The sequence below is a fragment of the Nonomuraea polychroma genome, from assembly GCF_004011505.1.
In the GTDB taxonomy this organism is placed as follows: domain Bacteria; phylum Actinomycetota; class Actinomycetes; order Streptosporangiales; family Streptosporangiaceae; genus Nonomuraea; species Nonomuraea polychroma.
Map to the genome: position 1 here is coordinate 3,614,446 of NZ_SAUN01000001.1, position 25,121 is coordinate 3,639,566.

Genomic DNA, 25,121 nt, shown 5'->3' on the forward strand with positions numbered 1-25,121 from the left:
GGCACAGAGGCATCTCCGGGGGAAGATCTCGAGCTGCCGACCGCCGACCCCGGCGGGGAGGCGGACCGTGCCTGGGCGTCTGCTCATGCAGCCGCCAGCTTCCGGATGCGCGGATGGTTCTCCAGAGCCCACCGCACGGTCTTCGGCGGGCGCCCGAGCAGGGTTTCCAGCTGTTCGCTGACGCCACCGGCGCCGTACCGTCCGCCGGCGACCAGCCGGGTCAGGGACTTCAGGTGCTCCGCTATGTGTGGATACGCGGCCATGGCGCGGTCCACGTACTGCTTGTTCCAGGTTTCGACGTCATCGGGAACGTAGGTGACCTGGCGTCCCAGGGCGGCCGCGTAGTCCTCCGCGAACCCGTGCATGTCCTTCAGATCCGGACCGGTGAGCTCGTAGGACTTCGAGATGTGCGGCACCGGGTCGACGAGGATTTTCGCGCACAGCTCCGCCACGTCATAACCGGCGATGGGCGCGAACTGCTGGGTGCCGAAGGGCAGGCGCAGTTCACCGTTGCTCAGCGGCTCCAGCGCCAGCCAGGTCAGGATGGGGTTCTCGACGAAGATGGCCGCCCGCACGTTGACGGTCGGGACGCCCGACCAGTCCAGCACCTGCTCGGCGACCCAGTGGGCCCGATGCTGCGGCGACCAGTCCGTGACGAGTCCGCCGAGCCACGAACGCCGTTCTTCCTCTGGTGCGGTCATCTTCTCGAACGACATGAACCACTGCTCGTACTCGGAGATGTTGACGAAGACCTCGATGTCGCCCTGGGCCCTTGCCGCCGCGGCCATCAGGCTGACGGCGTCGGTGTAGTACGGCGACAGACTCATGCTGAAGTAGATGCGGCGGCAGCCCTTCAGCGCGGTGGTCACGTCGGCGATGTTGAGCAGGTCACCGACGAAGACCTCGGCCCCTGCCAGGCGGAGCGAGTGCGCGCGTTCGTCGTCCTGTCGCACGAACGCGCGCACCGGGTGCCCTTGTTCAAGCAGCATGTCGACCATTGTTCGGCTCACACCACCGATTTCGCCGGCGGCGCCGGTGATCAGGATGGGATTGCGCTGTGGCATCGATGCGTCCTCTGTCTGGTTGGGGTGGGTCAGCTGTTCAGAAGGCCCAGGATGTGGTGGGCGACCGTCTTGGGGTTACGCGTAGTGTCATCGGGGCGCCGGGCCGTCGATGCGGGCGAGGAAGTCGAGGAGTGCGGTGTTGACCTCGGCGGGACGTTCCTGCTGCGTCCAGTGCCCGCAACCTGGCAGCACCACCGGGCCGTGCAGGTGAGGCGCGACAGTGCTCAGCGGGTTTCCCGGCCCGCCCTCGCCACGCAGAAGATCGCTCAGTGAGCTGCCCCCGTCGGGGCCACGCAACGAGGTGACCATGTCACGGTCTCCCACCACGTACAGCGCGGGGACGTCGATCCCGAGCCCCCGGAAAGGCGCGAGCAGTTCGTTGTTGCGTTCGATGTTCCGGTACCAGTTGAAGGCTCCGGTGAAGGCCTGCTCGCCGTGCAGGGCGAAGTCCTCGGCGTACGCCTGGATGTCCTCCTCCGTCAGCCAGGCCGGGACAGCGGGCGACTGCGGCATGGTGTCCAGGAGGCCCAGACCGTCAGGTATGACCAACGGGCGGGGCTCCCTGCCGAGCGGGTTGTCGCCTGAGGCACCGACCAGGAGGCGGCGGAAGGAGTCCGGGATGTCCTTGGCGAACTCCGCGTCGGCGACTCCCGGCTGCTGGAAGTACACCTGGTAGAAGCCCTCGCCGTACTGGGTGCGGGTGATCGAGGGCGGGACCATCCCGCCGGGCAGGATCGGCGGAATACTGAGCCCGGCCACCGCGCGGACCTTGTCCGGGCGCAGCATCGCCGCGGTCCAGGCAACGGGTGCACCCCAGTCGTGACCCACGACGACCGCCTGCTCCTCCCCCAGTTCCTCGATGAGGGCGATCACGTCGCCGACGAGGTGGAGCAGGGTGTAGGACGTGACGTCCGGCGGCTGCTCGCTACGGGCGTAGCCGCGCTGGTCAGGGGCAACGACCCGGTACCCGGCCGCCGCCAGCGCTCCGAACTGGTGACGCCAGGAGTACCAGCTCTCCGGCCAGCCGTGCAGCAGCAGGACCAGCGGCCCCTGCCCCTGCTCGGCGATGTGCAGCCTGACCCCGTTCACGTCGACGAAGCGGTGGGTGAGCGAACTTTCCACAAGGGTCCCCTTGAGATCTGTGAGTGCGTGCTACTTCTTCAGCTGGGCGTACATGGCTTCCAGGTCGGCGGACAGCTGCGACTTGACCCAGCGCGTGGTGTCGTCGGCCAGCACCTCGTGTTCCCCCGCCTCGATGCCGTCGAGCGCGGCCACGGCGACGTCGCGGGGGTCGGCCTTGGGTGCGTCGATACCCGACGTCATATCGGTGTCCACGTAGGCCACGTGGAGCCCGGTCACCGCGATGCCGCGCGGCTGCAACTCCAGGCGCAAAGAATTGGTCTGCGACCACAGGGCGGCCTTGGAGGCGCTGTAGGGCGTGCCGTCGGCCAGCCAGGACAGCGCGGAGTGGACGTTGAGGATATGGCCCCCGCCGTTGCGCTCGATGATCGGCGCGAAAGCCCGGGTGACCAGCAGCGGCCCGTAGAAGTTGGTCTCCAGGTCCCGGCGCACGTCCTCCATCGGGGAGTCGAGGTACGAGGCGCGGACCGAGGCGCCGGCGTTGTTGATCAGGATGGTGACGTCCTGGGCCTGCTCGGCGGCGGCCGCCACGGATGCCGGGTCGGTGACCTCGAGCGCCAGCGCAACGGCATCGGGGTGCGTCACCGTGTGCGGCTCGCGGGCCGTGGCGTAGACCTTGCCGGCGCCGCGCGCGTAGAGCTCCTCGACCAGCACCTTGCCGATGCCGCGGCCGCCTCCGGTGACGAAGACGTTGGCGCCCTTGATTGCTGTCATGACTGCCTCCACAATGAAAACCGATCGGTTTCCTCCACCGTAAACCGATCGGTTTCATCATGCAAATTGCGTCAGCTTCCCGATCTCCGCCGGCAGCGTGGCCAGCCCCAGCGGCCCGGGATCGGCCTTCGACTCGGCCAGGATGTGCGGCCGTCCCCGCAACTCCTCCAGACGAGCCCGTGAGGTCGTGGAATGAGGCTTCCCCCTGCCGCCGCCCTCGATTTCGTCGGTGATCGATACCGGATACCCTGCCGGGCGTGCGGCGATTAATGACTCCTCGGACGGCGTGGCTCGCGCTCGCGGCGGCCCTCGCGGCGGCGGCGGTGTTGACGATGAGGCGGTCCCGTCGTCTCGCCGCCCCGCGAGGGCGCCCGGCGCAGCACCAGGACGAGCCGGCGCCCGCCATCCGCGCCGGCGCTCCCGTTCCCGAACAGCCTGCCGCCGTACCGGTCCTCGGCACTCCCACGGCAGGCGACCTGAAGCGCTTCGCCGCCGAACCCTCCATCCTGGACCGTCTCCCGGCCAGGGCCCGCGCGCCACGGAAGCCCTTGAGTGAAGCGGCCCGCCGCCGCCTGACCCGCTGGGGCGTGGCCGGATGCGCGCTCGTCCTGCTGGCCTCCTGCACCCAGGTGCTCGAGTCCGCGGTCTTCTCCAAGACCTCGGCGACGCAGAACGCCGGCGAGGCCGTCACGCAGCCGCGCTTGATCACGGACGAGGTGTGCGGCGACCCCACGCTCGCAGAGAGCCAGGCCACCTGCCTGTTCCCTTACGTCCACAGCGACGACCCGTCCGCGCAGGAGCCGGTCGCGCCGCCTCCCGTGGACAACGTCGACGAAGACTGCCTGCCCAAGGAGGCCACCCCGCGCGTACGCAAGATCGACGCGAAGGTGACCCGGGCCGTCAACCGGCAATGGCGGCGGATCGAGTCATGGCTGAAGAGGCATGCCCCCCGGAGCCACCGCACGCTCGGCAAGCCGGGAAAGGCGGCGGACATCGCGGCGGCGGAGGCTGACATGGGCCTGCGCTTCCCCGACGACCTGCGCGCGTCGCTGCTGCGGCACGACGGCTCCATCTACCTCGACGACACCTGGCCTTCGGGTTCCTGGGCCACTCGAACGCGAGCGTCGCGGAGATCCTCGACGACTGGCGGGGCCTGTGCGAGATCGACGGTGAGAACGAGGGGGACGGGGGCGACGCGGACGCGCGCACGCAATGGTGGGACGGGCGCATGCTGGCCGTCGGCGCCGACGGCATGGGAGACCATCTCGTGGTCGATTCGGTGCAGCGTGACGTCGGCACGACCGACCACGAGGGCAGCATGAGCTTCAGGCCCGGCGCAGTCCGTATCCGTTCGTTCCACGCCCTGCTGAAGGCCACCGCCGACGCCATGGAGAACGGCACATCCATCGGCTACTGGAAGCCCAGGGCGGTCGCCGGCGAAGTGCAGTGGGACGTGCTCGATCTCGGCCCCTGAGCCTCCGTAGGCGGCGGCGCCGGACTGCGGCAGAACGACCAAGCCACCACCGCGGCGGGCCTGCCGTTCGCCGCGGGGCGGCTCGGGATCAACAACCCCAGATAAGATCAACACTCGCGATCCCCCACGCCTCACCAGAAAACCCAGCTCAATTGTTCCGTGTTGGCGAAGCGTCTCCATTCCGCTGAAAACGGTGAAGATCTATCGTCCTCGTCATTCGTCTTGCATGGACGGCGAAGACGAGGAGGGCGAGGCGACCTGAGCCGTCCGGCCCTGGCCGGTGGCCTGCTGAATGGGCCGATCTCCAGAAGGGATGAGACTCGTCATCGGGCCGGCCTTCGCCGGCAACGATGCGGCTACGTCAGCGGCTGCATCGTTCTGGTCACGCTGTACCACCCTGCCGGCGAGTGTGGCTCAACGTACGGGGCGCGGCCTGAAGTCACGGCCGCGGGTGCCGTGATTTTCAGGATCAGCAGGTCAGGTGGTGAGGGCGGCCGCCGCTTCCCGGTAGATGACGCTCGGGTCCTCCGCCAGCCATGCCTTCACCTGGCGGCTCCAGGCGTCGGCGAGCACCTCGGGCCGGTGCGCCTCGATGCCATCCAGGGCCGCCGCGACGATCACCTCGGGGGCGGTCTTGTCGCCGTTGTACCAGGCCATCATGTCGGTGTCCGCAGCGCCCAGGTGGAGGCCCGTCACCAGGGTGCGCTGGTGGGCCAGCTCCAGGCGGACGTTGTTGGTGAGCGCCCACTCGGCGGCCTTGGCCGCGTGGTAGGCGCCCGCGCCGTCGTAGGCGAGCCACGAGATCGCCGACAGTACGTTGAGGATCGCGCCGTCGTCCACCTGGGGCGCAAAGGCACGGATCACGTTGAGGGTGCCGTAGAAGTGGGTGTCCATCTCGCGGCGAATCGTGTCCAGGTCCCCGGTGACCAGATTCGCCCCGGTCGAGATTCCCGCATTGTTGATGACAATCTTGACATCAGGTGCCGCTGCCGCGGCGGCGGCGATCGATGCCGGATCGGTGATGTCGAGGGGCAGCGGGACGACCCCGGGCACGTCGATGAGATCGGGGCGGCGGGCGGTGGCGTACACCCTGCCGGCACCGCGATCAAGAAGGGAAAGGACAAACTGCCGGCCCAGGCCGCGGTTGGCGCCGGTGACCAGCACGTGAGCTCCGTTGATCTGCATGCCGGATAGGCTAAAACCTGACGTTGACGTCAGAGGCAAGTCTTGTGATGGAGGTCACGGTGCGTATCGGCGAATTGGCGGCGCGGTCGGGCGTCAGCGTGCGGGCCTTGCGCTACTACGAGGAGCAGGGACTGCTGGAGGCGAACCGGAGCGACTCCGGGCAGCGCCACTATCCCGAATCGGCGGTCGACCGGGTTCAGCTGATCCAGATGCTCTACGCGGCCGGGCTGTCCAGCCGGACCATCGCCGAGCTGCTGCCCTGCGTCGAGGCCAAGGTCAGCACTCCGGAGTCACGGGCCCGGCTGGCCGCCGAGCGCGATCGCATCGACGCCCAGATCGCCGCGTTGACCCGTACCCGTGACCGCCTCGACGCGGTCATCGCCTTCTCCGGAAGCCCAGACAGCGGTTGCACGTGGATCGCGGACCGGGACGTCTTCGCGCAGGCGAGCCACTTCGCGGGCCGTGATCGCGACGGCTAGGTCGGGCTCGATCCCAGACGCCATCGGCTACGCCGAGGACGGCCGCGCCGCGCACCGCCCCGTGGTGACCGCCTTCAAGCGGCTGACCAGCTAGTTCGCTCGACAACCCGAGATAGCCGCGGACGACGGCCAAGGGCGGCCATCGTGACGGCCGCACGTACGAGACGTCACCACGGGAATGATCTGCTGCTTCCTGAAGGAGAAGAACTCACCGCTCATTCTTCGAGCTTGGTGGTCACCTTTCCGGCATCCGGCGCTTTGATGGAGACCTTGCTCCCCCAGCCCGTGAAGCGGGTCTCGACGGCGAACGTCTTGCCCTCCCAGGCGTCGTTGTCGAAGACGCCGGTCGCCGCGTAAGAGCTCGTCACCCTGGTGACGAGCCCCGAGGCGCCGACCGTGAGCGTGTAGGAGACCTGGGTGTCGTTGTGGTACCGGAGGGGGATCGACGCGCGGAACCACGGCGACACCTTGTCGAGCTCCTTAAAGGTGATCTTGCCGGTGTAGGCGTTCTTGACCTTCTTGGCTTTCTTGATCAGCGCGGCCAGCGTCGCGGGCTCGACGGGATTGATCGGCTGTCCGAAGTATCCCGAGGCGCCGCTGGAGAAGCCGTCCGACTTGTACCAACTCTTGCCCGCCGGCATCTTCTCCTTCCACATGCCGCCGGAGAGGTAGGTGACCTTTCCGATCGCGATCGCGCGCTCGGGGGTGTCCATGCCTGAGACCGCGCCCAGGGGTCCGGACATCTTGGCCGTGATGTCGGCGGCGGCCATGCCCTTCTTGCTGAACTGAAAGGTTCCCTTGCGCCGCATGAGCAGCTCTTCGCCGTCGTCGGCCACCGTGTTGGTGGTGTCGGCGAAACGGACGCCGTGACCCGCCACCAGTTGGGCCTTCAGCGCGCGGACCGGGTCGTTCGGCGCCGCCTGGGTGGGGGTGGCGGTCATCAGCAGGGCGCCGCAAACGGTGGCCGTAAGCACCGTCATCGATTTCGTCATGGCGGTGATCATCCCAAGAAATGATCACATTTCGGGCTTGGGCTGACTTGCCTCCAGGGTGATCCCCAGCTGGGCGCGGACTCCCGGGCCGTCGAGGTCGCGGCCGAGCAGCTCGGCGACGTGGCCCTTCCCTTACGGTCTGCTTGGCCATCCGTTCAGGAGGCTTGCGCCTGTCTGGCGTGCGCTAGTCGTTTCGGGAACGGGTCCACGCCCCTCGCCGACACGCATCTGCGCCGGAACATCGAACTCGATCCGGATCTGCGCCATGTGCCGCTCCATGTGCGTCTTGTCCTTGTGGGTGTGCTCGGATGCGGGCAGGCGTCAGCCGGCCAGCTGGTTGAGCTTGACTGCGTTTCGCGTGCAAGAACCCCGCGTGCGGGCTGTTGGCCCGAATCCGGTGCTGGTGTAGGCGGGCTCGACGAGAAGCGCCCGCACGCCGTACTCGCGGACCTCGTGGTCCAGGGACTCGGAGTACCCCTCGATCGCATGCTTGGAGGCGGCGTAGACGGCCATGTAAGGCGAGGGGAGGAAGCCGACAACGGAGGAGAGGTTGATGATGCGCCCGCGTCCTTGAGCGCGCATGTGGGCCAGGACGGCCTTTGTCATGCGCATCACACCGAAGACATTGACATTGAAGATGTCCTGAGCCTGCACGACAGAGCTTTCCTCAACGGCACCGATTGCGCCCATGCCGGCGTTGTTGACCAGCACGTCAATCCGCCCGAACCGCTCGATCATCTGCTGGACCGGGACACCCGCCGGCTTTCGACCGGCGGTCAACGGGGTGGGAGGGCGGCGAGCAGGCCCTCCGTGCAATGCGAATGCCGATGCGTCAGCGCACGCCTGCCGCATCGAGCAGGGTGACCACGGTGGGCGCGATGAGCCCTGCCAGGTTGTCGGCTCCGATCCCCGCACGGGCGCTGGCGCCGTCGAAGACCACGCAGAGCTGCCGGGCCAGCAGGTCCGGGTCGCTCGCCCCACCTTGCTCGGCCTCGGCACGGAAAAAGGCCATCAGGTTTCCCTTGACCCGGTGCGCCACCCGGCTCGCAGGGTGACTCTGATCCTTGAGCTCGATCTGCACCGCCAGGTACCGGCAGCCTCGGAACTCGGGCGCACCCGCCTGCAACTCCACCTGCTCGAAGACGTGCAGGATCCGCTCGCGGGGTGAACGGCCATCACCCGCCGCAGGCAGCAGCCTCGCCACGAAGGCGGACGAGCGCTCCTCCAGGCTCGCCGCCAGCAGTTCGTCCTTGCTCTCGAACAGCTGGTACATGGAGCGCTTCGACACCCCCGCCGCCTTGCACAGCGCCTCGACGCCGATGCCGACACCGTCTCGGTAGGTGAGCGTGGCCGCCGCCTCCAGCAGCCGCTCTCGGGGACTTGGCCTCACTTCGGTGGTCATACTGCGAGGTTAACTCGATTCCGGCAAAATGAAAACCGATCGGTTTCCGGTGTCGGGGCGATATGCGGCGCCTTCACGGGGCGACACCTCATGCAGTAGGAGCAAGCTTCAGTGTTCGCCGACAACAGCGAGGGCTTTCGCGACCGAGTACGGGCGCGGGCGAGAGGGCACCGGATCAGGAGGATGTGGGGCGTTCGGCCGGGGGCTGCCAGCCGCCGGTGACTTCTTTGACGGGCTTGTGGGGGAAGCGGCGCTGGGCGTATTCCTGCGCGTGTGAGCCCGGCAGGACGTAGAGGGTTTCCTTCTTGTCCTGGAGCGGTCGCAGCACGGTGTCCATGAAGGTCTTGCGGTCCTCCAGGTACGGGCCCAGGACGTCCTCGCCGCCGGGGCAGACGGCCATGCAGTAGCCGGACTTGTAGCCGGGAGGAGAGGCCAGGCTCTGCCACATGGAGGCGTTTTCGGAATCGGTGACCCGGGAGCGGTAGTCGGCGGCGTCCTGGCTGTCGGCCACGGTCTGCGCCCAGTCGGTGAACCCGCTCATGAACTCACGGTAGTTATGCGTGGTGCAGGCGAAGAAGTCGAAGTCTCCGTCCTTGCTGATGGCGCCGACCGGGCAGGCGGCGACGCACAGCTTGCAGTCGATGCAAGGGGTGTAGTCCAGCGCCTGTCCGTACTCGCTCACCTCGGCGTCCACCAGGACGGTGGCCAGCAGCACGAAGTTGCCGTACTTCGCCTCCACGGCGAGAAACCGATCAGTTTCCCCCACCGTAAACCGATCGGTTTCGGCACGCAAGCCCAAGCGGCGGGCAGTCCGGCCCACACGGCGCTGGGTTGCCGGCGGGGGGCAGCCTGAACTTCCAGCGCCACATGCGGCTCGCATTCCTCTCGCGACATGAGCGGGCGTGGAGGTTGGCGTAGGAGTCCCACCCGATCACCGCGATGTCGCCGGAGCGCAGCTCGGCCGCCAGGCGGGAGAACACACACACCTCCAGGTGGCGCCGCACCAGCAGCCCCGGACTCATACGCGCCACGCTGATGCGGGCCATCACAGTGATCCGCCTATGCCGTCATAAGTACCGGTCAAGAATCGCCGCAGGTCAGCGGTGCCTATCCTGACCAGAAGGGCTCGCTCAATGCAGGATGGATGTCGCCATGGCCACACCTCAGAGCATGCCGGACGGTGCACCTGCAGCGGTCGTCGTCATCGACACCGAGGGCACCGTGATCGGCTGGACGCCGTCCGCGCAGGAGCTTCTCGGCTACCCCGCCGCCGAAATCCTCGACCGGTCCGGTGCGCTGCTGCTCATGCCGGAGCGCGCCGCGACGTGGGATCCGTCGTACGGCGACGGGGAACACTGGTCGGGATTCGCCGAGGCCCGCCATCGAGACGGCACCAGGATCCTCGTACGTGTCGAGGGCTCCCGGCTGATCACGCCGGACGAGCAGGCGGCCTGGCTCGTGACGGTGACGCCGGCGGCATCGGCGGTGTCGGGACGGGCGTGCTCCTGGATGGAGCCGATTCTCAACCGAAGCCCGGTGGCCGTGGCGATCTGGGACCGCGACCTGCGCTGCGTGTGGCTGAACGACGCGGCGGAGCGCCTGCGCGCGGTCTTCCCCCACTACCAGCTCGGCCGCTCGCTGGCCGAGCGCCTGCCGGGGGTCAACACCGAGGCCGCGCAGGAGGCGATGCGCAAGGTGATCGTCGACGGCGTCCCGCAGCTCGACCGCGAAGCCCGCTGGACCTCGGTCGACCAGCACGAGGACCGAACGTTGTCCACCTCCCTCTTCCGGCTCGAAGGCGTGGACGGCCGGCCGCTCGGCGTGTGTTCGGTGGCCATCGACATCAGCCACAGCCGCGCGCGCGACCGGCTCGCCCTGCTGCGCGAGGCAAGTGTCCGCATCGGCAGCACGCTCGACGTCAGGAAGACCGCGCAGGAGCTGGCCGACCTGGCCGTGCCGGCGCTCGCCGACTACGTCACCGTCGATCTCGCCGAAGCGGTCCTGCCGGACACCGAGCCCCTGCAGCGGCTGGCCGCCACGGACGTGAGGATCCCCGTGTTCCGCCGCGCCGGCGTGGCCTCCATCCACGAGGGGACGCCCGAGTCCCTCTGGCAGCGCGGACAGGCGGTCTTCGTGCCCCCGTCGTCCCCCTTCACCGCGGTGTTGTCCTCGGGCCGCGCCCACTTCGAGCCCGTGCTGGACACCTCGCCCGGCAGCTGGATCGAGCAGGACCCGGACCGGGCCAGGATCGTCCGCGGCACCGGCATGCACACGCTGATCGTCGTCCCGTTGAAGGCCCGCGGCGACATCCTCGGCGTCGCCGTGTTCGTCCGCAACGACAATCCGGAGCCGTTCACGACAGACGACTTGATCCTGGCGGAGGAGCTCGGCGCCCGCGCCGGGCTGAGCCTCGACAACGCGCGCCGGTACACCCGCGAGCGCAATGCCGCCCTCGCGCTGCAGCGCAACCTGCTGCCGCGCAACCTGGCCGGCGCCGGCGCCGTCGAGGTGGTCTCCCACTACCTGCCCACGGATGTGCACGAGGGCGTCGGCGGTGACTGGTTCGACGCCATCCCGCTGGGTGACGGCCGGGTCGCGCTGGTCGTCGGTGACGTGACCGGGCACGGCATCAACGCCGCGGCGACCATGGGGCGCCTGCGTACCGCCGTTCGCACCCTCGCGTACCTGGGCCTGCCGCCCGACGAGCTCCTCGCTCGCCTCGACGACCTCCTCGTGCGGTTGTCGGAGGAGGACGCCGGCCCCGACGGCTTCCCGCTCGACCCCACGGGAGCCACCTGTGTGTACGCGGTCTACGACGCGGCCACCCGGCGCTGCACCATAGCCGGAGCCGGACATCCGCCACCCGCGATCGTCACCCCGTCCGGCGAGGTCTTCTTCCCCCGCCCGCCCGGCGGCACCCCGATCGGCCTGGGAGTCGGCTCCTACGAATCCTTCGAGCTCGAACTCGCCGAAGGCAGCCTGATCGCCCTCTACACGGACGGCCTGATCGAGACCCGCCAGGCCGACATCGAAGCCGGCATCGACCGCCTCGGCGCAGCTCTGGCCCATGCGGCCGCGCTCCCGCTGGAGCACGCCTGCGCCTCGGTCATCCGGACCATGGTGGGCGAGACCGGATCCGAGGACGACATCGCGCTCCTCTTGGCGCGTACCTGCATCTCGACCTCGCCGTAGACCTGCCGGTAAGGCGCCCTCGAGAACTGCGGTGTTACCCTGTGTCATGCATTGATTATAATTTGTCACACCAGTGGGGGCTCGTGTGAAGGTGGCCTGCGTCGGCGGCGGACCCGCCAACTTGTACTTCTCGATCCTGATGAAGCGAGTGGACCCCTCCCACGACATCACTGTCTACGAGCGCAATCCCGCCGGGTCGACGTACGGCTGGGGCGTGACCTACTGGTACGAGCTGCTCGAGGATCTCCACGGAGCCGATCCCGAGTCCGCGCGTGTCATCGTCGACGGCTCGGTCCGGTGGGAAAGCTGGGTCGTGCACGTCCAGGACCGGATGACGGTTGGCCTGGAGCACGGGGACCTGGGCTTCGGCATCGGGCGGCGCGACCTGCTCGGCATCCTCGCCGAGCGCGCCCGCTCGCTCGGGGTGCGGATCGAATACGAGCGCGAGATCACCCGCGAGGAGGAGGTGGCCGACGCCGACCTCGTCGTCGCCGGCGACGGTGTCAACAGCGTCCTGCGCGAGCGCCACGCCGACCATTTCGGCCCGCAGTTCGCGGTCGGGCGCAACTTCTACACCTGGCTCGGCACCACCAAGATCTTCGACGCCTTCACCTTCGCCTTCGTGGAGACGCAGTACGGCTGGATCTGGTGCTACGGCTACGGTTTCGGCAAGGAGCACAGCACCTGCGTCATCGAGTGTTTCCCCGAGACGTGGAAGGGACTCGGGTTCGACCAGGCGAACGAGGCCGACAGCCTCGGCATGTTGGAGAAACTCTTCGCCGACATCCTCGACGGTCACCCGCTGATCGGCCGGGCCCAGCCCGACGGCACCGCTCACTGGCTGAACTTCCGCACCCTGACCAACCGGAGGTGGTATCACGGCAACCTCGTCCTGCTCGGGGACGCCGCGCACACCACGCACTACTCCGTCGGCGCCGGCACCGCCCTGGCGCTGGGAGACGCCGCCTTCCTGGTCGACGCCCTGCACCGGGAGCCGCGCCTGGAGCGTGCCCTCGCCCGCTACGAGCGGCGACGCATGGCCGCGATCCGGTCCACCCAGAGGGCGGCCCACTACAGCGCGCAGTGGTATGAGAACCTTCCGCGCTACATCAACCTGCCGCCGCAAGAGTTGTTCACCCTGCTCGGCCAGCGGCACTCCCGGCTGCTCCCGCACCTGCCGCCGCGGTTGTTCTACAGGATGGGGCAGGTGGGGGCGCCGTTCATCGCGCTGGGCTCGATGATCAGACGAGCCAGGCGGGCGAGGGCCGTCGGATCATCCGATCCCGGGGCGCTTCCCGGCTGATCGTCGGCGCCCACGCATGACCGTCTTCGGACCGCATGAGCTACCGGTCGCCTGGTGACACGGCCGTGGCTCGCGCCGCCGCGTGGCGCCCCGCGCGATAGCCGAAGACGACCGCGGGCGCGATGTAGTTGTCGGACACGGTGCGGCCGCGGTGGTCAGGCCGGCCGCGCCGGTGCCGACCACCAGCACGTCGACCTCGCGGTCCCAGGCCGCGGTCACACCGCGGCCCAGCCGTTGTCGACCGGAACGATGGCGCCGTTGATGTTGCTGGCGGCGTCGGAGGCGAGGAACACGATGACGGCGGCCTGCTCGTCCGCCTCGGCCGGCTGGCCGACGTTGTGCATGTACGCGCCGAGGGTCTTCGGGCCGTGGGCGGCGGGATCGATGTCGAGGACGATGCCGGTCTTGGTACCGCCGGGGGCGATGGCGTTGGCGCGGATGCCGGCGTTGCGGTACATCACCGCGACCGACCGGGTGAGCCCGACGACGCCGTGCTTGGAAACGGTGTACGCGGTGCCGGCCGCGCTGCCGCGAAGGGCCGCCTCCGACGCGGTGTTGACGATCGCGCCCTTGCCCCTGGCCAGCATGTGCGGCAGCGCGGCGCGGGTGAGCAGGAACGGCGCGGTCAGGTTGACCCGGATGACCCGCTCCCATTCGGCGTCGGAGACCTCGGCGGCGGCCGACATCCGGTCCATGATGCCGGCGTTGTTGACCAGCACGTCCAGGCCCCCGAAGGTGTCCACCGCCGTGGTGACGACCTCGTCGACCACCGCCGGGTCGCTCAGGTCGCCGGTCACCGCCACCGCGGTGCCGCCGGCGGCCTGGATCTCCGCCACGACCTCCTTGGCGGCGTCGCCGTTGAGATCGGCCACCACCACCTTGGCGCCCTCCTGGGCGAAACGCAGGGCGGCGGCCCGCCCGATTCCGGATCCGGCGCCGGTCACGATGACGCTGCTGTCTCGCAGTCCACTGCTGCTCATGTTGTGCTCCTCCGCGGTCGTGTGTCAGGGGCGGCGGTCTCACCAGGGCCGCGGGCGCCCGCCGATGAGGCCTGGTCAGGACCGTACGACTTTTTGTCGCTTTGCGCCAGATAGGCGGCGCATGACAAATAGTGGTAGCGTCGTGAGACGTGTCCCGCGATTCACAGGCGCTGGCCGGAGCGGCCGCGACTCGCCCGGCCAGGCGGACCGGGCGCCCGCCCCTGACCGAGCGGCGCAAGGCCGCCACCCGGCTGGAGATCGCCCGCGAGGCCGTCCGCCTGTTCACCGCCAACGGCGTGGCCGGCACCTCCGCCGAAGAGATCGCCGCAGCGGCCGGCATCTCCTCGCGTACGCTGTGGCGGTATTTCCCGAGCAAGGAGAGCTGCGTCCTGCCCTTGCTGACCGGCGGACTCGAACTCGCCACCCGCTGCCTGCGCTCATGGCGTCCCGACCAGGATGTGGCGGACCTTCTCGACGCCATGCGCCGGGTGGCCGAAGAGGCCGCCGACGACAGAGCCGCGCTGCTGAACCTCGTACGTCTGACCGGCAGCGAGCCGGGACTACGCGCGGTGTGGCTGGAAGCGCATCGGGAGGCCGAGCCGGTGTTCGCCGCCGTGCTCGCCGAGCGTGCCGGACTGCCCGGCCCCGACCTGGACATCAAGGTGCAGGCCGCCATGCTCAACGTCGCGCTGCGCACGGGCGTGGAGCATTACGCCGCCCACACCGATCCCTCCGTCGCGGAGCAGCCCGGCCTGCTCGAGGCGACGGTCGGCCAGGCGCTGCGGGCAGCCGCCCGCGGCTTCTCGCACCAGGACGGCTCCTGAACGCTCATCCCCAGCTGATCCTCTCCTCCAGCAGCGCCTGCTGGGCCGGGTTGGCGGTCAGCTCCAGCGCTCGCTCATCGGCCCGGCGCGCCTCCTCCCGGCGACCCAGATCACGCAGCAGCTCGGCCCGGGTGGCATGGAAGAGCGGATAGCGCTCCAGTGCCCGGCCGAGGTCCTTCAGCTCGGCCAGCGCCGCCTCCGGTCCTTGGGCGTAACGCACCGCGATCGCCCGGTGCAACCGGGTCACGGGCGAGGGCGCCAGATGCACCAGCATGTCGTACAGCACGAGGATCTGCGCCCAGTCGGTGTCGGCGAAGGATCCGGCCTCGGCATGACAGGCCACGATCGCCGCCTGCAGCTGGTACGGCCCCGGCCGGCGGTGAGCGCGTGCGGCCCGCATCAGCAGCGCGGTCGCCTCCTCGATCGCCTGCCGATCCCACAACGACCGATCCTGATCGGCAAGCAGCACCAGCCGCCCCTGAGCGTCGAAGCGGGCAGCGCCGCGCGCCCGGTGCAGCCGGATCAACGCCAGCAGCCCGGCCGCCTCAGGCTCCTTCGGCATCAGGTTCGCCAGCAGCGCGGCCAGCCATTCGGCGTCCTCCACCAGGTCACGCGCCTGGGCCCGCTCGGGCGTGCTGGACAGGTAGCCCTCGTTGAACAGCAGGTAGATGACCGCCAGCACCTCATTCAGCCGCTCCGGCAACTCCTCGTCCGGCGGGATGCGGTACGGGATCCCGGCTTCGCCGACCTTCCGCTTGGCACGCGTGATGCGCTGCGCCACCGTGGTCTCGGGCACCACGAACGCCGCCGCGATCTGCGCCGCGCTCAGCCCGCACACCACCCGCAACGTCAGCGCGATCTGCGCGGTGCGCGACAACGCCGGGTGGCAGCAGGTGAAGATCAGCCGTAGCCGATCGTCGCGTGCGGCCGGCTCGGGCCAGGTGAGCTGGGCGAGCTTGGCCCGGTAGTTCGACTCGCGGCGCAGCACGTCCAGGCCGCGCCGCCGGGCCACCGTGAACAACCAGGCGTCCGGCCGGTCCGGCACGCCCTCGACCGGCCACCGCCGCAACGCCGTCTCGACCGCGTCCTGTACGAGGTCCTCGGCGGCGGAGAAGTCGCCCAGCAGCGACACCAGGGACGCGGCCAGCCGGCCCGCGTGTTCACGCACCACGCGGGCCAGCACCTCCTGGCCCATCCGCTCCTTCGCCTGCTCGTTCACGAGGCCGGGCGGATCTCCACGATCGGGCAGGCCGGCCACGAGCGAGCCACCTTCAGCGCCTCGTCCAGGTCCGCCACCTCGACCTCGGCGAACCCGCTGACCACCTCCTTGCCCTCCACGAACGGCCCGTCGGTGACGACCGGCTCTGCCCCGTCCAGCCGCACCGTGGTCGCGGTGTGCATCGGGTGCAGATGCACGTGGTGGGTGATCTTGTCGGCGTGCTCCGCGAACCAGCGGCCCACCGCCTCATAGGCGGCCTCCTGCTCCAGCTCGCCCATCGCCTCCAGCTCCTTGGCGAACTCCTCGGTCTCGACGAACATCAGTACGTACTTCACCTCGGGTCTCCCTTCCGTAAGGTCAGCTTGCCGGGAGGGTGGCGTACAGGTCTACGCCGTTGCCGTCCGGGTCGGCCACCGTGGCGTACCGCATCCCCCAGAAGGCGTCGAACGGCTCCTTGATCCCCTGATACCCCGCCTCGACCAGCTCGGCGAACTTGGCGTCCACCCCGGCCGGGTCGTCGAACTGGAAGCACAGCAAGGTGCGCGGCCCGCCGACCGGCGCGCTCCAGCCCGGCAGGAACGGCGTTCGGAAGGCCTCGGTGTCCAGCATCACGTGCAGCCCGCCCGGCAGGTCGCAGCCGGCGTGCTCGGGAGTGTGGGGGTCGAGCTTGAAGTCCAGCCCGAGCCGGGCATAGAAGGCGATCGTCGCGTCCATGTCGGACACCACGATGTCGATGGTGTTCAGCGTCGGGTGCATGATCCGCTCCTTGAGGTCGGTCGCTGATGTCTCTCCAGGCCGTGGCGGAACGCACCGGCACCTTCGCATGGGTGCGTGCCCGCTACCACCCTTCACCTCAAAGACGATTGGCAGACTCCTCGACACGACATGGGTGCGCGTGAACTCATGGCAATGTTTCGCCCGGGACGGGGTTGACGCGGCAGGAGTCAGCCGCGTGGGGTGAACTGGGCGAGGTTGTAGATGCCCAGCGACCTTTCGATGTCGGCCACCTGGTTGACGACACCGGTGAAGCCGGCCTGGCCGAAGCGGCGGTGCTCTTCGTCCTCGAAGGTCTCGGCCATCTCCGAGAACTGCTTGGGCGGCACGACGTCCCGCAGGGCCGGGAAGACGACAGTGTCCTCGCGGACCTCGTGCGGCTCGTACATGCGAACGAACGCCGTCATGTCGGCGACCAGGCGCCACTGCGCCGGCCCGGATCAGGCGCGGGAAGACGTACAGCTCCTCCAGGCGCTCGTGATAGTCCTCGATGAAGCTGCGGATGATGCGCGCTCCGGCATTCAACTCCTGGGCCGGAACGGCCTCGCCCCACCATCCCCGAGTCCTGGAAATCGACCATGCCTCCGGAGTCCTTCCCCGTGGTCGGTGGCCAGAGGTCATGAGCTCGGTAAGGGTTGTCTCAGGAAGGCGGCAGGGTGCTTGCGCCACGGGCGCCGGTGACGGGTGTCAGGACTGCCGGATCGCGGCAACGTCGAACTCCAGCACCACCTTCGGGCTGACCAGCACCGCGGTCGCGGCGTTCCAGTTCACACCCCAGTCGTTGCGGTTGATCGTGGCGCTGCCCTTGAAGCCGACCCGGACGTCGCCCTCGGGGCCGTGCTCGGCGCCGGTCAGCTCGAAGTCCACGGTGACCGGCTTGGTCACGCCGCGGATGGTCAGGTCACCGGTGACCTCGAAGGTGGTCTCGTCGACCTGCTTCACCTTGGTCGAGGTGAAGGTGATGGCCGGGTGGTCGTCCATGCCCAGGAACGTGTCGCGCAGTTGCTCGTCGCGCCGCTCGTTGCGGGTCTGGAGGCTCTTCGCCTGGATCGTGAGCCGGGCGCCGGACTTCGACGGGTCGTCGCCGTCCAGGTGCGCGCTGCCCTTGAAGTGGTCGAACTGTCCGCGCACCCTGGTGGCCATCGTGTGCCGGGCGACGAAGCCGATCCGCGTGTGGGCGGTGTCGAGGACGTAGTCGCCGGTCAGCTCGCTGAGCCTGGTCGGGGTTGTCATGCTTTGTCACTCCTGGATGCGTGGGGTGCCGAGCCCGCCAGCGGAGTGGTGTCGAGGTATTTGATCTCGTAGACACGCTCACTGAACTTCCAGCCGTCCGGGGTGCGCTGGTACCGGTCGTGGTAGACGGCGTAGTTCAGGTGCGAGCTGCCGTCGCGCATGCGCCCGAACTCCGCGATGTACGCGCGGCCGGCCGCGGTGTCGCCCTCAAGCTGGATCGTGCCGGGGTGCGTGGTCTGCACGAAGTAGTCCCAGAGACTCTGCAGCCGCTCGCCCCCGGCGCGGATCTCCTCCGGGCCGATGTACTCGACGTTGATGTCGGGGATCCGCAACACGCCGTCCTGTGTGAACAGGGACGCGAGGCGGTCGTAGTCGCGCATCATCCCCGCGTCGGTGAATTCGCCGCGCAGCGCCTCGATCTCGAAGCGGTCAGCGATGGTCCGAATGTCGCTCATCGGTTGCTTCCTTGTTCGCGAGATGGTGTCCCTCTCAGCAGTACGACGACACGACCCCGCGGAATGTCAGGCGACGCGTCCACCTCACATTCCGCGGCGTTGTCTCGTCGATCTGGTGAGGGCGGATGCGACACAAGGAAGGCCGGCGACACCATGACCACTCCATCCGAGCCAGGAGACGGCCGGCTCGATCCGAGCCTGAGCGCGATCATGAGTGAGCGGCGTCAGCTGATCAATCTCGCGTACCGGCTCCTCGGATCCCTGGCCGATGCCGAGGATGTCGTCCAGGAGACCTACGCCCGCTGGTACGCCATGTCCCGCCGGCAGCAGGAGACCATCGAGTCCCCTGGTGCCTGGCTGACGACGGTCGCCAGTCGCATCTGCCTCGACCTGCTCGGCTCGGCACGGGCACGGCGCGAACACTACGTGGGCGCATGGATTCCCGAGCCGCTGCCCGACCGTACGGAGTGGACCACCGGGCGGCCGGGCGGCGCCACGGTCGATCCGGCCGACCGGGTCACGCTCGACGAGTCGGTCAACATGGCCTTCCTGGTCGTGCTCGAATCGATGACCCCGGCCGAGCGCGTGGCGTTCATCCTGCACGACGTCTTCCGCTACTCCTTCGCCGAAGTGGCCGAGATCGTCGGCCGTACGCCGGCGGCCTGTCGCCAGCTGGCCTCCTCGGCCCGCCGCCGCATCCGCACGTCGCAGGATCCTTCCGCGACTCCGGCAGCCCAGCGCGCCGACATCGTCAGGAACTTCAAGCAGGCCTGGGAAGCCAAGGACATCGACGCCCTCATCAGCCTCCTCGCCCCCGACGCCACAGGGATCGCCGACGGCGGCGGCCTCGTCAGCGCCGAGCTCGACCCCATTGACGGAGGCGAGCAGATCGCGCGCATTCTCGTCGATCTCGCCCGCAAGGCACCTGACCTGACGATCCTGGAGCGTACGGTCAACGGCCAGCCCGGTCTGGTGGCCCAGCAAGACGGCGTGACCGCGGTGGTGATGGCGTTCGACGTCGTAGGCGACCGGATCAAGCGCATCTGGGCCGTACGCAACCCCGAGAAGCTCCGGCCTTGGACGACAGGCTGACGCGAATTCCCTCGCAGGAGACTCGTCTAGTGGCGGGCTGTCTGCGGTGGAAGGGCGACCCGGCCGACAGTACGGCGATGAAGGAACTGGAGCAGTTCCTGCTGGACCGGGCCCTGGAACGAAGGTTCGATCGGCAGCGTGCCTCTCGGTGGGGAATCGCTTCTCACCCTCGCCGCGTGGCGAGAGCGTAGGGCGCGTCGGGTTGTGGCCCGGTGCCGTCGTGGGCGGTGATCCAAGAGTCGTGGAGCCACATCTGGGTGCCACGTCGTCCTTGACTGGAGTCCCAAGTGATGTCTCGCTCGTACGTCAGCACAGCGCCGTCGGGTCCGACGATGACCCAGGTGTAGAGCCCGTTGTCGTGGCGCATCTTGACTTTCATGCCAGAGACTGTGTGTTTCGTGCCGCCAGAGCCGGTCACGGTTTCGTCGTGCCGATTGGCCCATTCGACCTTGAGTCCGTCGACGTGGTCCGGTGCTACGTCCCGCAGGAAGTCGAGGGCGATCTGCTCACTCCGTTCAGGGCTGGGCAGTGCCTGGTCGCCGCCGTCTTCGAGTCGCGTGAAGCCCAGGATGGTCCCATGCTCGTCGAGCACGACACTGGCATGTTCGCCCCCGGGCCGGTAGCCGCCGGGTTGATGCCTGATGACGGTGACTTCCCGGTCGTCGTGCCGCTCGGTGCGGACGCTGACGATCCGCCAGCCTTGGGGGATGTTCAGGCCCGTACCACGTATGGCATCGGCCTCCATCTGGCGAACGCGGGGATTGATGGTCGAAGGATCGGTATTCGATGGCATGGGCGTGACTTTCTGGGAGGGATCGCTGTTTGGCGGGGCCGCGGCCGACGCCGGCTGGGTTGTGTCGACGGTGCTGACGGCGACGACGGCTCCTGTCACACCGAGTGCGGCGACAGCGACACCGGACAGGATCAATGACTTGATGGATGGCATGGGTCTCCCTGTTGATCTGTGATGGACCGGAGGTCCGGCATACGGTCACGCGTTGGTGGTTGACGCCGGCGCGGGATGGTCAGCTCGTTCCTGGGCGCTGCCGGATCGCAACGACGACGAGGGCGGCGGCTACGAGATACAGGGCGGCGATGATGGTGAGTGCCCAGGCGAAGTCTCCGGGCAGCAACGTCGCGTAAGGGCCGAGGCCGGCGCCAAGGAACAGGACGAAGCCGTTGATGGCCATGCCGATGCCTCTCGTCGGGGGGGCAGCTTGACCCCATAGCGTGATCATGAGTGGCACCAGAACGGCGATCCCCGCGACGAAACCGATACTCGCGGCCGTGAGACCCACCAGACTGTGGCTCAGCGCTGCTTCGTTCAGGAGTCCCGCGGCAGCAATGGAGAATCCGGTCAGAACCGTACGAACCGGGCCGAGCTGCGACACCAGTGGTCCGAGCAACAGTGAGCAGCACATCGCGGGCAGTGCCAGGCCTCGGACGGCCATGATCTCGGTGGCGGTGAGCCCTGCGGCAGTGAGGTGCGGTCCGAGCAACGTATACATGCCGACGAATCCACCCAGCACAACGAGATGGCCCGCAGAGAGAACGATCGATCGGGGGCGCAGGGCGAATCGCAGCAAGGCTGCGTAGCGGGCAAGCAGGCGCTGCGGTGGGCGCTCGACCGTCGGTTCGTCGACCAGGGCGAAGGTCGCGAGCGTGAGACACCCGAGTATCGCCCCGCTCAGGTAGAACGTCCATCGCCACCCGACGGTCTCGCCAATGCCGGCTGCGCCGAGTTGCCCGATGATGCCTGCTGCCAGGAAGGCGACCGACATCGCGCCGATCGCACTGGTCCGCCTGCCCTGAGGTAGCGCCTCACCGAGAAAGGCCAGAGCAGTCGGCGCGAAGGTGGCTGCTGCCGCACCCTGCACCGCACGCAGGACACCCAGGACGCTCAGCGACGGGGCGAGCCCGACGCCAAGGGTCGCGATCGTGAGTGTGGCGAGCCCGATCACGAGGAGCGGTCGGCGGCCAAAGTGATCGGAGAGAGGACCATAGACCAGGAACCCCGCCGCGTAGCACAGCGCATACCCCGACGCCAGAGCCGCGGTCACACCCGCATCCCCAAGATCGGCCGCGACTGGTTGCTGGAGCGGGATCGACACATACAGCTGGATGAGCACGACCAAGCCCGTCACCACGAGCAGCGGCACCAGAGCGCGGCGCCGACCGGTGACCCTGGCGTCGGCCTCTCCTCGCGCGATCATCTCAGTTGACACGACGCCTCTCAATTCCAACGCTTCCGTTGGAGTTGAGGATAGGTGCGTGCCCGATGATTTGCAACGCTTGCGTTGGATATGGTGTGGGCATGGCCTGGAACACCGAGGAGACCAAGCGCAGACTCAAGGAAGCGGCCGTCCTCGAGTTCGCCGCCCATGGCCTCGGCGGGACCACGATGGAACGCATCGCACGTCGCGCCGCCGTCAACAAGGAACGTCTCTACAACTACTTCGGCGACAAGTCGCAACTGTTCGCCACCGTGCTCGCCGACGAACTGAACAAGGTGGCGGCCGCCGTCCCTCTCGACGGCCTCGACGGACCCGAAGCCGTCGGCGCGTACGCCGCAGCCGTGTACGACTACCACGCGAGCCACCCGGAGTTGACCCGCCTGCTGCTGTGGGAAGGTCTCCTCGACCTGCCCCAGGTGCCCGACGAGGGCTCCCGCACCGACTACTACCGGGCCAAAGTCTCCGCCTTCGCGCAGGCCCAGCAAGCGGGTCTCATCAGCGATCAGATCCCGGCCGCCGACCTGGCTTTCCTCGTCCTGGCCCTCGCCGGCTGGTGGTACGCCGTGCCTCAGATGGCACGCATGATGCGCGCCGATGCCGACAGCAGCGCCGAATCGGCCAAGGTGGCTCTCATGCGAGCCGCGGTGCGCCTGACCACGCCGGCGTCATGAGCACCGTCTACACGTGGCTGCAGTTCGTGGGCTCGCCGCAACCGAGAGTGATCGCCGCCGTTCACGCCCTCTGATGGCGTCCAGGACGTTGCGGTTGGCCCAGGTGATGCCGACGCGGACGCGGGCCCACTCGGTGTGGCCGGGGAGGCGCCGGTCCGGGCGGCCTCCTCACCCTCCACCAGGACGCCGACCGCGACCCGGCGAAGGGGTCCGGCGGATGCCGTCAAAGGGCGAGCTCGCGGACCGCCTCCTCGTTCACGCCGATCCCCAGGCCAGGGCCGGTGGGTACGTGGGCGACGCCGTCGGCGACGGTGATGACCGGGTCCGTGGCGTAGGGGCTGGTGATGAACTGCCGGCCGTTGAGGTCGACCGGCGTGTCCACGCCGAACGCGGCGAACAGGTGGAGCGAGGCGGCCAGCCCGATGTCGGACTCGGTGAGGCCGGAGCCCCTGATCGCCAGGCCGCAGTCCTCGGCGAGCTGGCACTGGCGCAGGGCAAGGGTCAGCCCGCCGCAGCGCTGCACCTTGGCGACGGCGACGTCGATGGCATCGAGCCGGACGAACGTCGCCAGGTCGCTCGGGTGGCGCAGGCTCTCGTCCACGGCGACCGGAATGGGGCTGGCGTCACGCAGGCGACGCAGGCCGGCGATGTCGTTGGACGGCAGCGGCTGCTCGAAGACGGCGACGTCCAGGTCGGCCAGGCGCCTGGCCACCCGGAGCGCGGCGGCGGCTGTATAGCCCTGGTTGGCGTCCACCCACAGCACGGCGTCGGGGGCGGCGGCGCGTACGGCGGTCACGATGGCCACGTCCTCGTCCTCGGCGTGCAGGCCGATCTTGACCTTGACGTGGCGGTAGCCGTGCGCGCGGCCCTCGGCCACCGAGTCGGCGGCTGCGGACGCCGACTCGGTGGCCACGATCCAGGCCAGCTCGATGGTGTCGCGCCTGCGCCGGCTCCACAGCTCGCCGAGGGACAGACCAAGGCTGCGGGCGAAGGCGTCGTGGCAGGCCACGTCGACCGCCGCGCGCGCCAGCGGCATGCCGATCGAGAAGCCCTTGCTGATGGTGCGGTCGAAGGCGCGGCAGAGCCCGTCCAAATCCCACAGCGGGCGGCCGGCGGCCGCCGGGGCCAGGTAGCCCTCGATGGTGGAGACGATCGACTCGGTGGTCTCGTACGTCCAGGACGGGATCGGGGTGGCCTCGCCCCACCCGGTGGCGCCGTCGTCGGCCGTGACCTTCACCAGGACTCTGACGGCCGGGCGGCCGCCCCTGACCACGGGCCCGCCCGCGACGGCGAAGTCGCGCAGCGACGGCAGGGCCACGGTGAAGCTCTCGACGCGTGCTATCCGGTTCACGTGCCCGGCATCCCGAGGACGAACATGCCGCCCGCGGGGACCGTGGGGCTGGCGGCCGAGCCGGTCAGAACCACGCGCGCGGGGTCGCGGAAGCCGGCGATGAGGCTGGCACGCTGGATCCTGGTGGGGGTGGGAACCCTGGCCTCGGACCGCCAGTGGCTGCCGTTCTCCAGGATGTAGGTGTAGACGGCCGAGGTTCCGTCGGCGGGGCTGGCGTAGACGCGGAACGCGGTCGGGGAGATCTGCTCCTTGTCGAACAGGGTCGCCTCCCTGGTCATCTCGGCGATGCGCCAGTCGTGGCCCTGCCAGGCGGCCGCGTGCACGACGGTGGTGTCGCCGTCCTGGAGCATGAACAGCAGCACGGGACGGTTGCCCGCCATCGACCCGACCAGGTGGGTGTAGCCGACGTCCCGTGACAGCGGCTTCGCCCTTTTCAGCTCGGTCTCCAGGACGAGCGGGAGCCGGGAGGCCGCGCCGCAGTCCACTCCGGCGCCCAGGTCGTCGCCGGCGGCGCTGTAGAAACGCCGGTCGCCGGGCTGGAAGGCCGCGTAGTAAAGGTTGCGGTGGTAGTAGTCGTGCTCGTGGCGGCCGGGTCCGCCGCCGGCGAGCGTCCAGACGAAGTGGAAACGTTCCGGCACGTTCCCCTGCGCCGGGGTGACCTCGATCTCGCCGATGTAGATCTCGTTGCAGTTGTCGGGCCGGTCCGTGGAGCCGATGGCGTGCGGGATGCCCTCCAGGTCCCGGGAGCGGGTCCAGGTGCGGCCGTCGTCGGTGGACAGGACGTAGTGGATGGGCCGGTAGTCGGTGGGGAGGGAGGGGTCGTCGTTGTGCGGGGTCGACCGGAAGAAGAGGTAGATGTCGCCGTTGCTCGCCTTGACGGGCATCGGGTACGTCGAGCGCGGCGCGGCGTCGATGGTCCCGTCGGTCCAGTCCCCCTCGACGGTGTGCGGCTGGGAGGTGGCCAGCCGCTGGACGCTGTTGTGCGAACCGTAGAAGACCAGGAGCCGGCCGTCGTCGGCCTGGATCATCACCGGGTAGTGGTGGGAGTCGGCCTTCGGCGACTGCCCGACCTTGATCGGCTGGGTCCATGCGCCGGTGGCGTGGTCGTAGGCGGCGACGTAGGGGTGGGTGTTCTCCCCGGTCCAGGAGACGAACGTCTTGCCCGCGACCGGGTCGTACAGGCCGCCGGCCATGGCGCGCCGGTCGCTCTTGGCCGCCACGCCGGTGGCGACGGTCTGGACGGCGAAACCGGAGCCCGCGCTCGCGAACGCGGGCGAGTCGGGCAGGAGCGGAGCCAGGGCGACTAACGTGCCGCCGAGCAGGAAGTTCCGTCTTTTGATCAT

At 68.9% G+C, this 25,121-nt stretch carries 27 protein-coding genes; 8 read left to right on the plus strand and 19 right to left on the minus strand.

The window, feature by feature from the left end:
• Positions 1–83: 83 nt before the first annotated feature.
• From EDD27_RS16235 to EDD27_RS16245, 3 genes are all read right to left on the minus strand, one after another.
• Positions 84–1,064 (minus strand): NAD(P)H-binding protein, encoded by a 981-nt coding sequence (locus EDD27_RS16235; RefSeq protein WP_206641437.1) that lies wholly within the window; start codon positions 1,062–1,064, stop codon positions 84–86.
• Positions 1,065–1,151: 87 nt separating this feature from the next.
• On the minus strand, positions 1,152–2,186 hold the full coding sequence (locus EDD27_RS16240) for an alpha/beta fold hydrolase (RefSeq protein ID WP_127933187.1): 1,035 nt from the start codon (positions 2,184–2,186) through the stop codon (positions 1,152–1,154).
• Positions 2,187–2,216: 30 nt separating this feature from the next.
• On the minus strand, positions 2,217–2,918 hold the full coding sequence (locus EDD27_RS16245) for an SDR family oxidoreductase (protein WP_127933188.1): 702 nt from the start codon (positions 2,916–2,918) through the stop codon (positions 2,217–2,219).
• 257 nt (positions 2,919–3,175) lie between these two features.
• Between EDD27_RS16245 and EDD27_RS16250 the strand changes: the two genes are divergently transcribed.
• Both EDD27_RS16250 and EDD27_RS54220 read left to right on the plus strand, forming a co-directional pair.
• Positions 3,176–4,240 (plus strand): SMI1/KNR4 family protein, encoded by a 1,065-nt coding sequence (locus EDD27_RS16250; RefSeq protein WP_127933189.1) that lies wholly within the window; start codon positions 3,176–3,178, stop codon positions 4,238–4,240.
• Positions 4,237–4,392, plus strand: a complete 156-nt coding sequence (locus EDD27_RS54220) for a hypothetical protein (protein ID WP_164903633.1) — start codon at positions 4,237–4,239, stop codon at positions 4,390–4,392. Before EDD27_RS16250 ends, EDD27_RS54220 begins: the two co-directional genes overlap by 4 nt.
• Before the next feature lie 477 nt (positions 4,393–4,869).
• On the opposite strand, the gene EDD27_RS16255 is transcribed toward EDD27_RS54220, so the two are convergent.
• Entirely contained in the window at positions 4,870–5,577 is a 708-nt protein-coding gene (locus EDD27_RS16255) for an SDR family oxidoreductase (protein WP_127933190.1), read from the minus strand.
• 59 nt (positions 5,578–5,636) lie between these two features.
• On the opposite strand from EDD27_RS16255, the gene EDD27_RS16260 reads away from it, so the two are divergent.
• A complete protein-coding gene (locus tag EDD27_RS16260; protein ID WP_127933191.1) occupies positions 5,637–6,056 on the plus strand; it encodes a MerR family transcriptional regulator in 420 nt (139 codons plus the stop codon).
• 215 nt (positions 6,057–6,271) lie between these two features.
• Here the strand turns inward: EDD27_RS16260 and EDD27_RS16265 are convergent, their stop codons facing one another.
• The 4 genes from EDD27_RS16265 to EDD27_RS16280 form a co-directional block, all read right to left on the minus strand.
• A complete protein-coding gene (locus tag EDD27_RS16265) occupies positions 6,272–7,048 on the minus strand; it encodes a hypothetical protein (RefSeq protein ID WP_127933192.1) in 777 nt (258 codons plus the stop codon).
• Positions 7,049–7,369: 321 nt separating this feature from the next.
• Positions 7,370–7,786 (minus strand): SDR family NAD(P)-dependent oxidoreductase, encoded by a 417-nt coding sequence (locus tag EDD27_RS16270; protein ID WP_241564069.1) that lies wholly within the window; start codon positions 7,784–7,786, stop codon positions 7,370–7,372.
• Between the two features lie 94 nt (positions 7,787–7,880).
• Positions 7,881–8,450 (minus strand): TetR/AcrR family transcriptional regulator, encoded by a 570-nt coding sequence (locus tag EDD27_RS16275; RefSeq protein ID WP_127933193.1) that lies wholly within the window; start codon positions 8,448–8,450, stop codon positions 7,881–7,883.
• A 175-nt stretch (positions 8,451–8,625) separates the two neighbouring features.
• A complete protein-coding gene (locus tag EDD27_RS16280; protein WP_206641439.1) occupies positions 8,626–9,216 on the minus strand; it encodes a 4Fe-4S binding protein in 591 nt (196 codons plus the stop codon).
• A 386-nt stretch (positions 9,217–9,602) separates the two neighbouring features.
• On the opposite strand from EDD27_RS16280, the gene EDD27_RS16285 reads away from it, so the two are divergent.
• Both EDD27_RS16285 and EDD27_RS16290 read left to right on the plus strand, forming a co-directional pair.
• On the plus strand, positions 9,603–11,642 hold the full coding sequence (locus EDD27_RS16285) for a SpoIIE family protein phosphatase (protein ID WP_164903634.1): 2,040 nt from the start codon (positions 9,603–9,605) through the stop codon (positions 11,640–11,642).
• An 85-nt stretch (positions 11,643–11,727) separates the two neighbouring features.
• The gene (locus EDD27_RS16290; protein ID WP_206641440.1) at positions 11,728–12,945 is read left to right on the plus strand and encodes an FAD-dependent monooxygenase; all 1,218 of its coding nucleotides are present in this window, start codon (positions 11,728–11,730) and stop codon (positions 12,943–12,945) included.
• Positions 12,946–13,160: 215 nt separating this feature from the next.
• Here EDD27_RS16290 and EDD27_RS16295 read toward each other — a convergent pair whose 3' ends face one another.
• Entirely contained in the window at positions 13,161–13,925 is a 765-nt protein-coding gene (locus EDD27_RS16295; RefSeq protein WP_127933195.1) for an SDR family NAD(P)-dependent oxidoreductase, read from the minus strand.
• 149 nt (positions 13,926–14,074) lie between these two features.
• Between EDD27_RS16295 and EDD27_RS16300 the strand changes: the two genes are divergently transcribed.
• Entirely contained in the window at positions 14,075–14,749 is a 675-nt protein-coding gene (locus tag EDD27_RS16300) for a TetR/AcrR family transcriptional regulator (protein WP_127933196.1), read from the plus strand.
• A 4-nt stretch (positions 14,750–14,753) separates the two neighbouring features.
• On the opposite strand, the gene EDD27_RS16305 is transcribed toward EDD27_RS16300, so the two are convergent.
• From EDD27_RS16305 to EDD27_RS16330, 6 genes are all read right to left on the minus strand, one after another.
• Positions 14,754–15,968: an RNA polymerase sigma factor gene (locus EDD27_RS16305; RefSeq protein ID WP_241564070.1), complete on the minus strand. Its 1,215-nt coding sequence runs from the start codon at positions 15,966–15,968 to the stop codon at positions 14,754–14,756.
• On the minus strand, positions 15,965–16,303 hold the full coding sequence (locus EDD27_RS16310; protein WP_164903635.1) for a YciI family protein: 339 nt from the start codon (positions 16,301–16,303) through the stop codon (positions 15,965–15,967). The genes EDD27_RS16305 and EDD27_RS16310 overlap by 4 nt, the downstream gene beginning before the upstream one ends.
• 22 nt (positions 16,304–16,325) lie before the next feature.
• Positions 16,326–16,724 carry a VOC family protein gene (locus EDD27_RS16315; protein ID WP_127933197.1) on the minus strand — a complete coding sequence of 133 codons (399 nt, stop codon included), beginning with the start codon at positions 16,722–16,724 and terminating at the stop codon, positions 16,326–16,328.
• Between the two features lie 188 nt (positions 16,725–16,912).
• Positions 16,913–17,149 (minus strand): hypothetical protein, encoded by a 237-nt coding sequence (locus EDD27_RS55505; protein WP_206641441.1) that lies wholly within the window; start codon positions 17,147–17,149, stop codon positions 16,913–16,915.
• Positions 17,150–17,429: 280 nt separating this feature from the next.
• Complete coding sequence (locus tag EDD27_RS16325; protein ID WP_127933198.1) at positions 17,430–17,975, minus strand: YceI family protein; 546 nt, start codon at positions 17,973–17,975, stop codon at positions 17,430–17,432.
• Positions 17,972–18,430 (minus strand): nuclear transport factor 2 family protein, encoded by a 459-nt coding sequence (locus EDD27_RS16330; protein ID WP_127933199.1) that lies wholly within the window; start codon positions 18,428–18,430, stop codon positions 17,972–17,974. The genes EDD27_RS16325 and EDD27_RS16330 overlap by 4 nt, the downstream gene beginning before the upstream one ends.
• Before the next feature lie 153 nt (positions 18,431–18,583).
• Between EDD27_RS16330 and sigJ the strand changes: the two genes are divergently transcribed.
• A complete protein-coding gene (sigJ, locus tag EDD27_RS16335; RefSeq protein WP_127933200.1) occupies positions 18,584–19,522 on the plus strand; it encodes an RNA polymerase sigma factor SigJ in 939 nt (312 codons plus the stop codon).
• A 163-nt stretch (positions 19,523–19,685) separates the two neighbouring features.
• Here the strand turns inward: sigJ and EDD27_RS16340 are convergent, their stop codons facing one another.
• Complete coding sequence (locus EDD27_RS16340) at positions 19,686–20,468, minus strand: hypothetical protein (RefSeq protein WP_127933201.1); 783 nt, start codon at positions 20,466–20,468, stop codon at positions 19,686–19,688.
• Between the two features lie 79 nt (positions 20,469–20,547).
• The gene (locus EDD27_RS16345) at positions 20,548–21,747 is read right to left on the minus strand and encodes an MFS transporter (protein WP_241564071.1); all 1,200 of its coding nucleotides are present in this window, start codon (positions 21,745–21,747) and stop codon (positions 20,548–20,550) included.
• An 89-nt stretch (positions 21,748–21,836) separates the two neighbouring features.
• On the opposite strand from EDD27_RS16345, the gene EDD27_RS16350 reads away from it, so the two are divergent.
• Complete coding sequence (locus EDD27_RS16350; protein WP_127933202.1) at positions 21,837–22,427, plus strand: TetR/AcrR family transcriptional regulator; 591 nt, start codon at positions 21,837–21,839, stop codon at positions 22,425–22,427.
• A gap of 223 nt (positions 22,428–22,650) precedes the next feature.
• Here EDD27_RS16350 and EDD27_RS16355 read toward each other — a convergent pair whose 3' ends face one another.
• Positions 22,651–23,778: a mandelate racemase/muconate lactonizing enzyme family protein gene (locus tag EDD27_RS16355; protein WP_127933203.1), complete on the minus strand. Its 1,128-nt coding sequence runs from the start codon at positions 23,776–23,778 to the stop codon at positions 22,651–22,653.
• Positions 23,775–25,121: a BNR-4 repeat-containing protein gene (locus EDD27_RS16360; protein WP_127933204.1), complete on the minus strand. Its 1,347-nt coding sequence runs from the start codon at positions 25,119–25,121 to the stop codon at positions 23,775–23,777. The genes EDD27_RS16355 and EDD27_RS16360 overlap by 4 nt, the downstream gene beginning before the upstream one ends.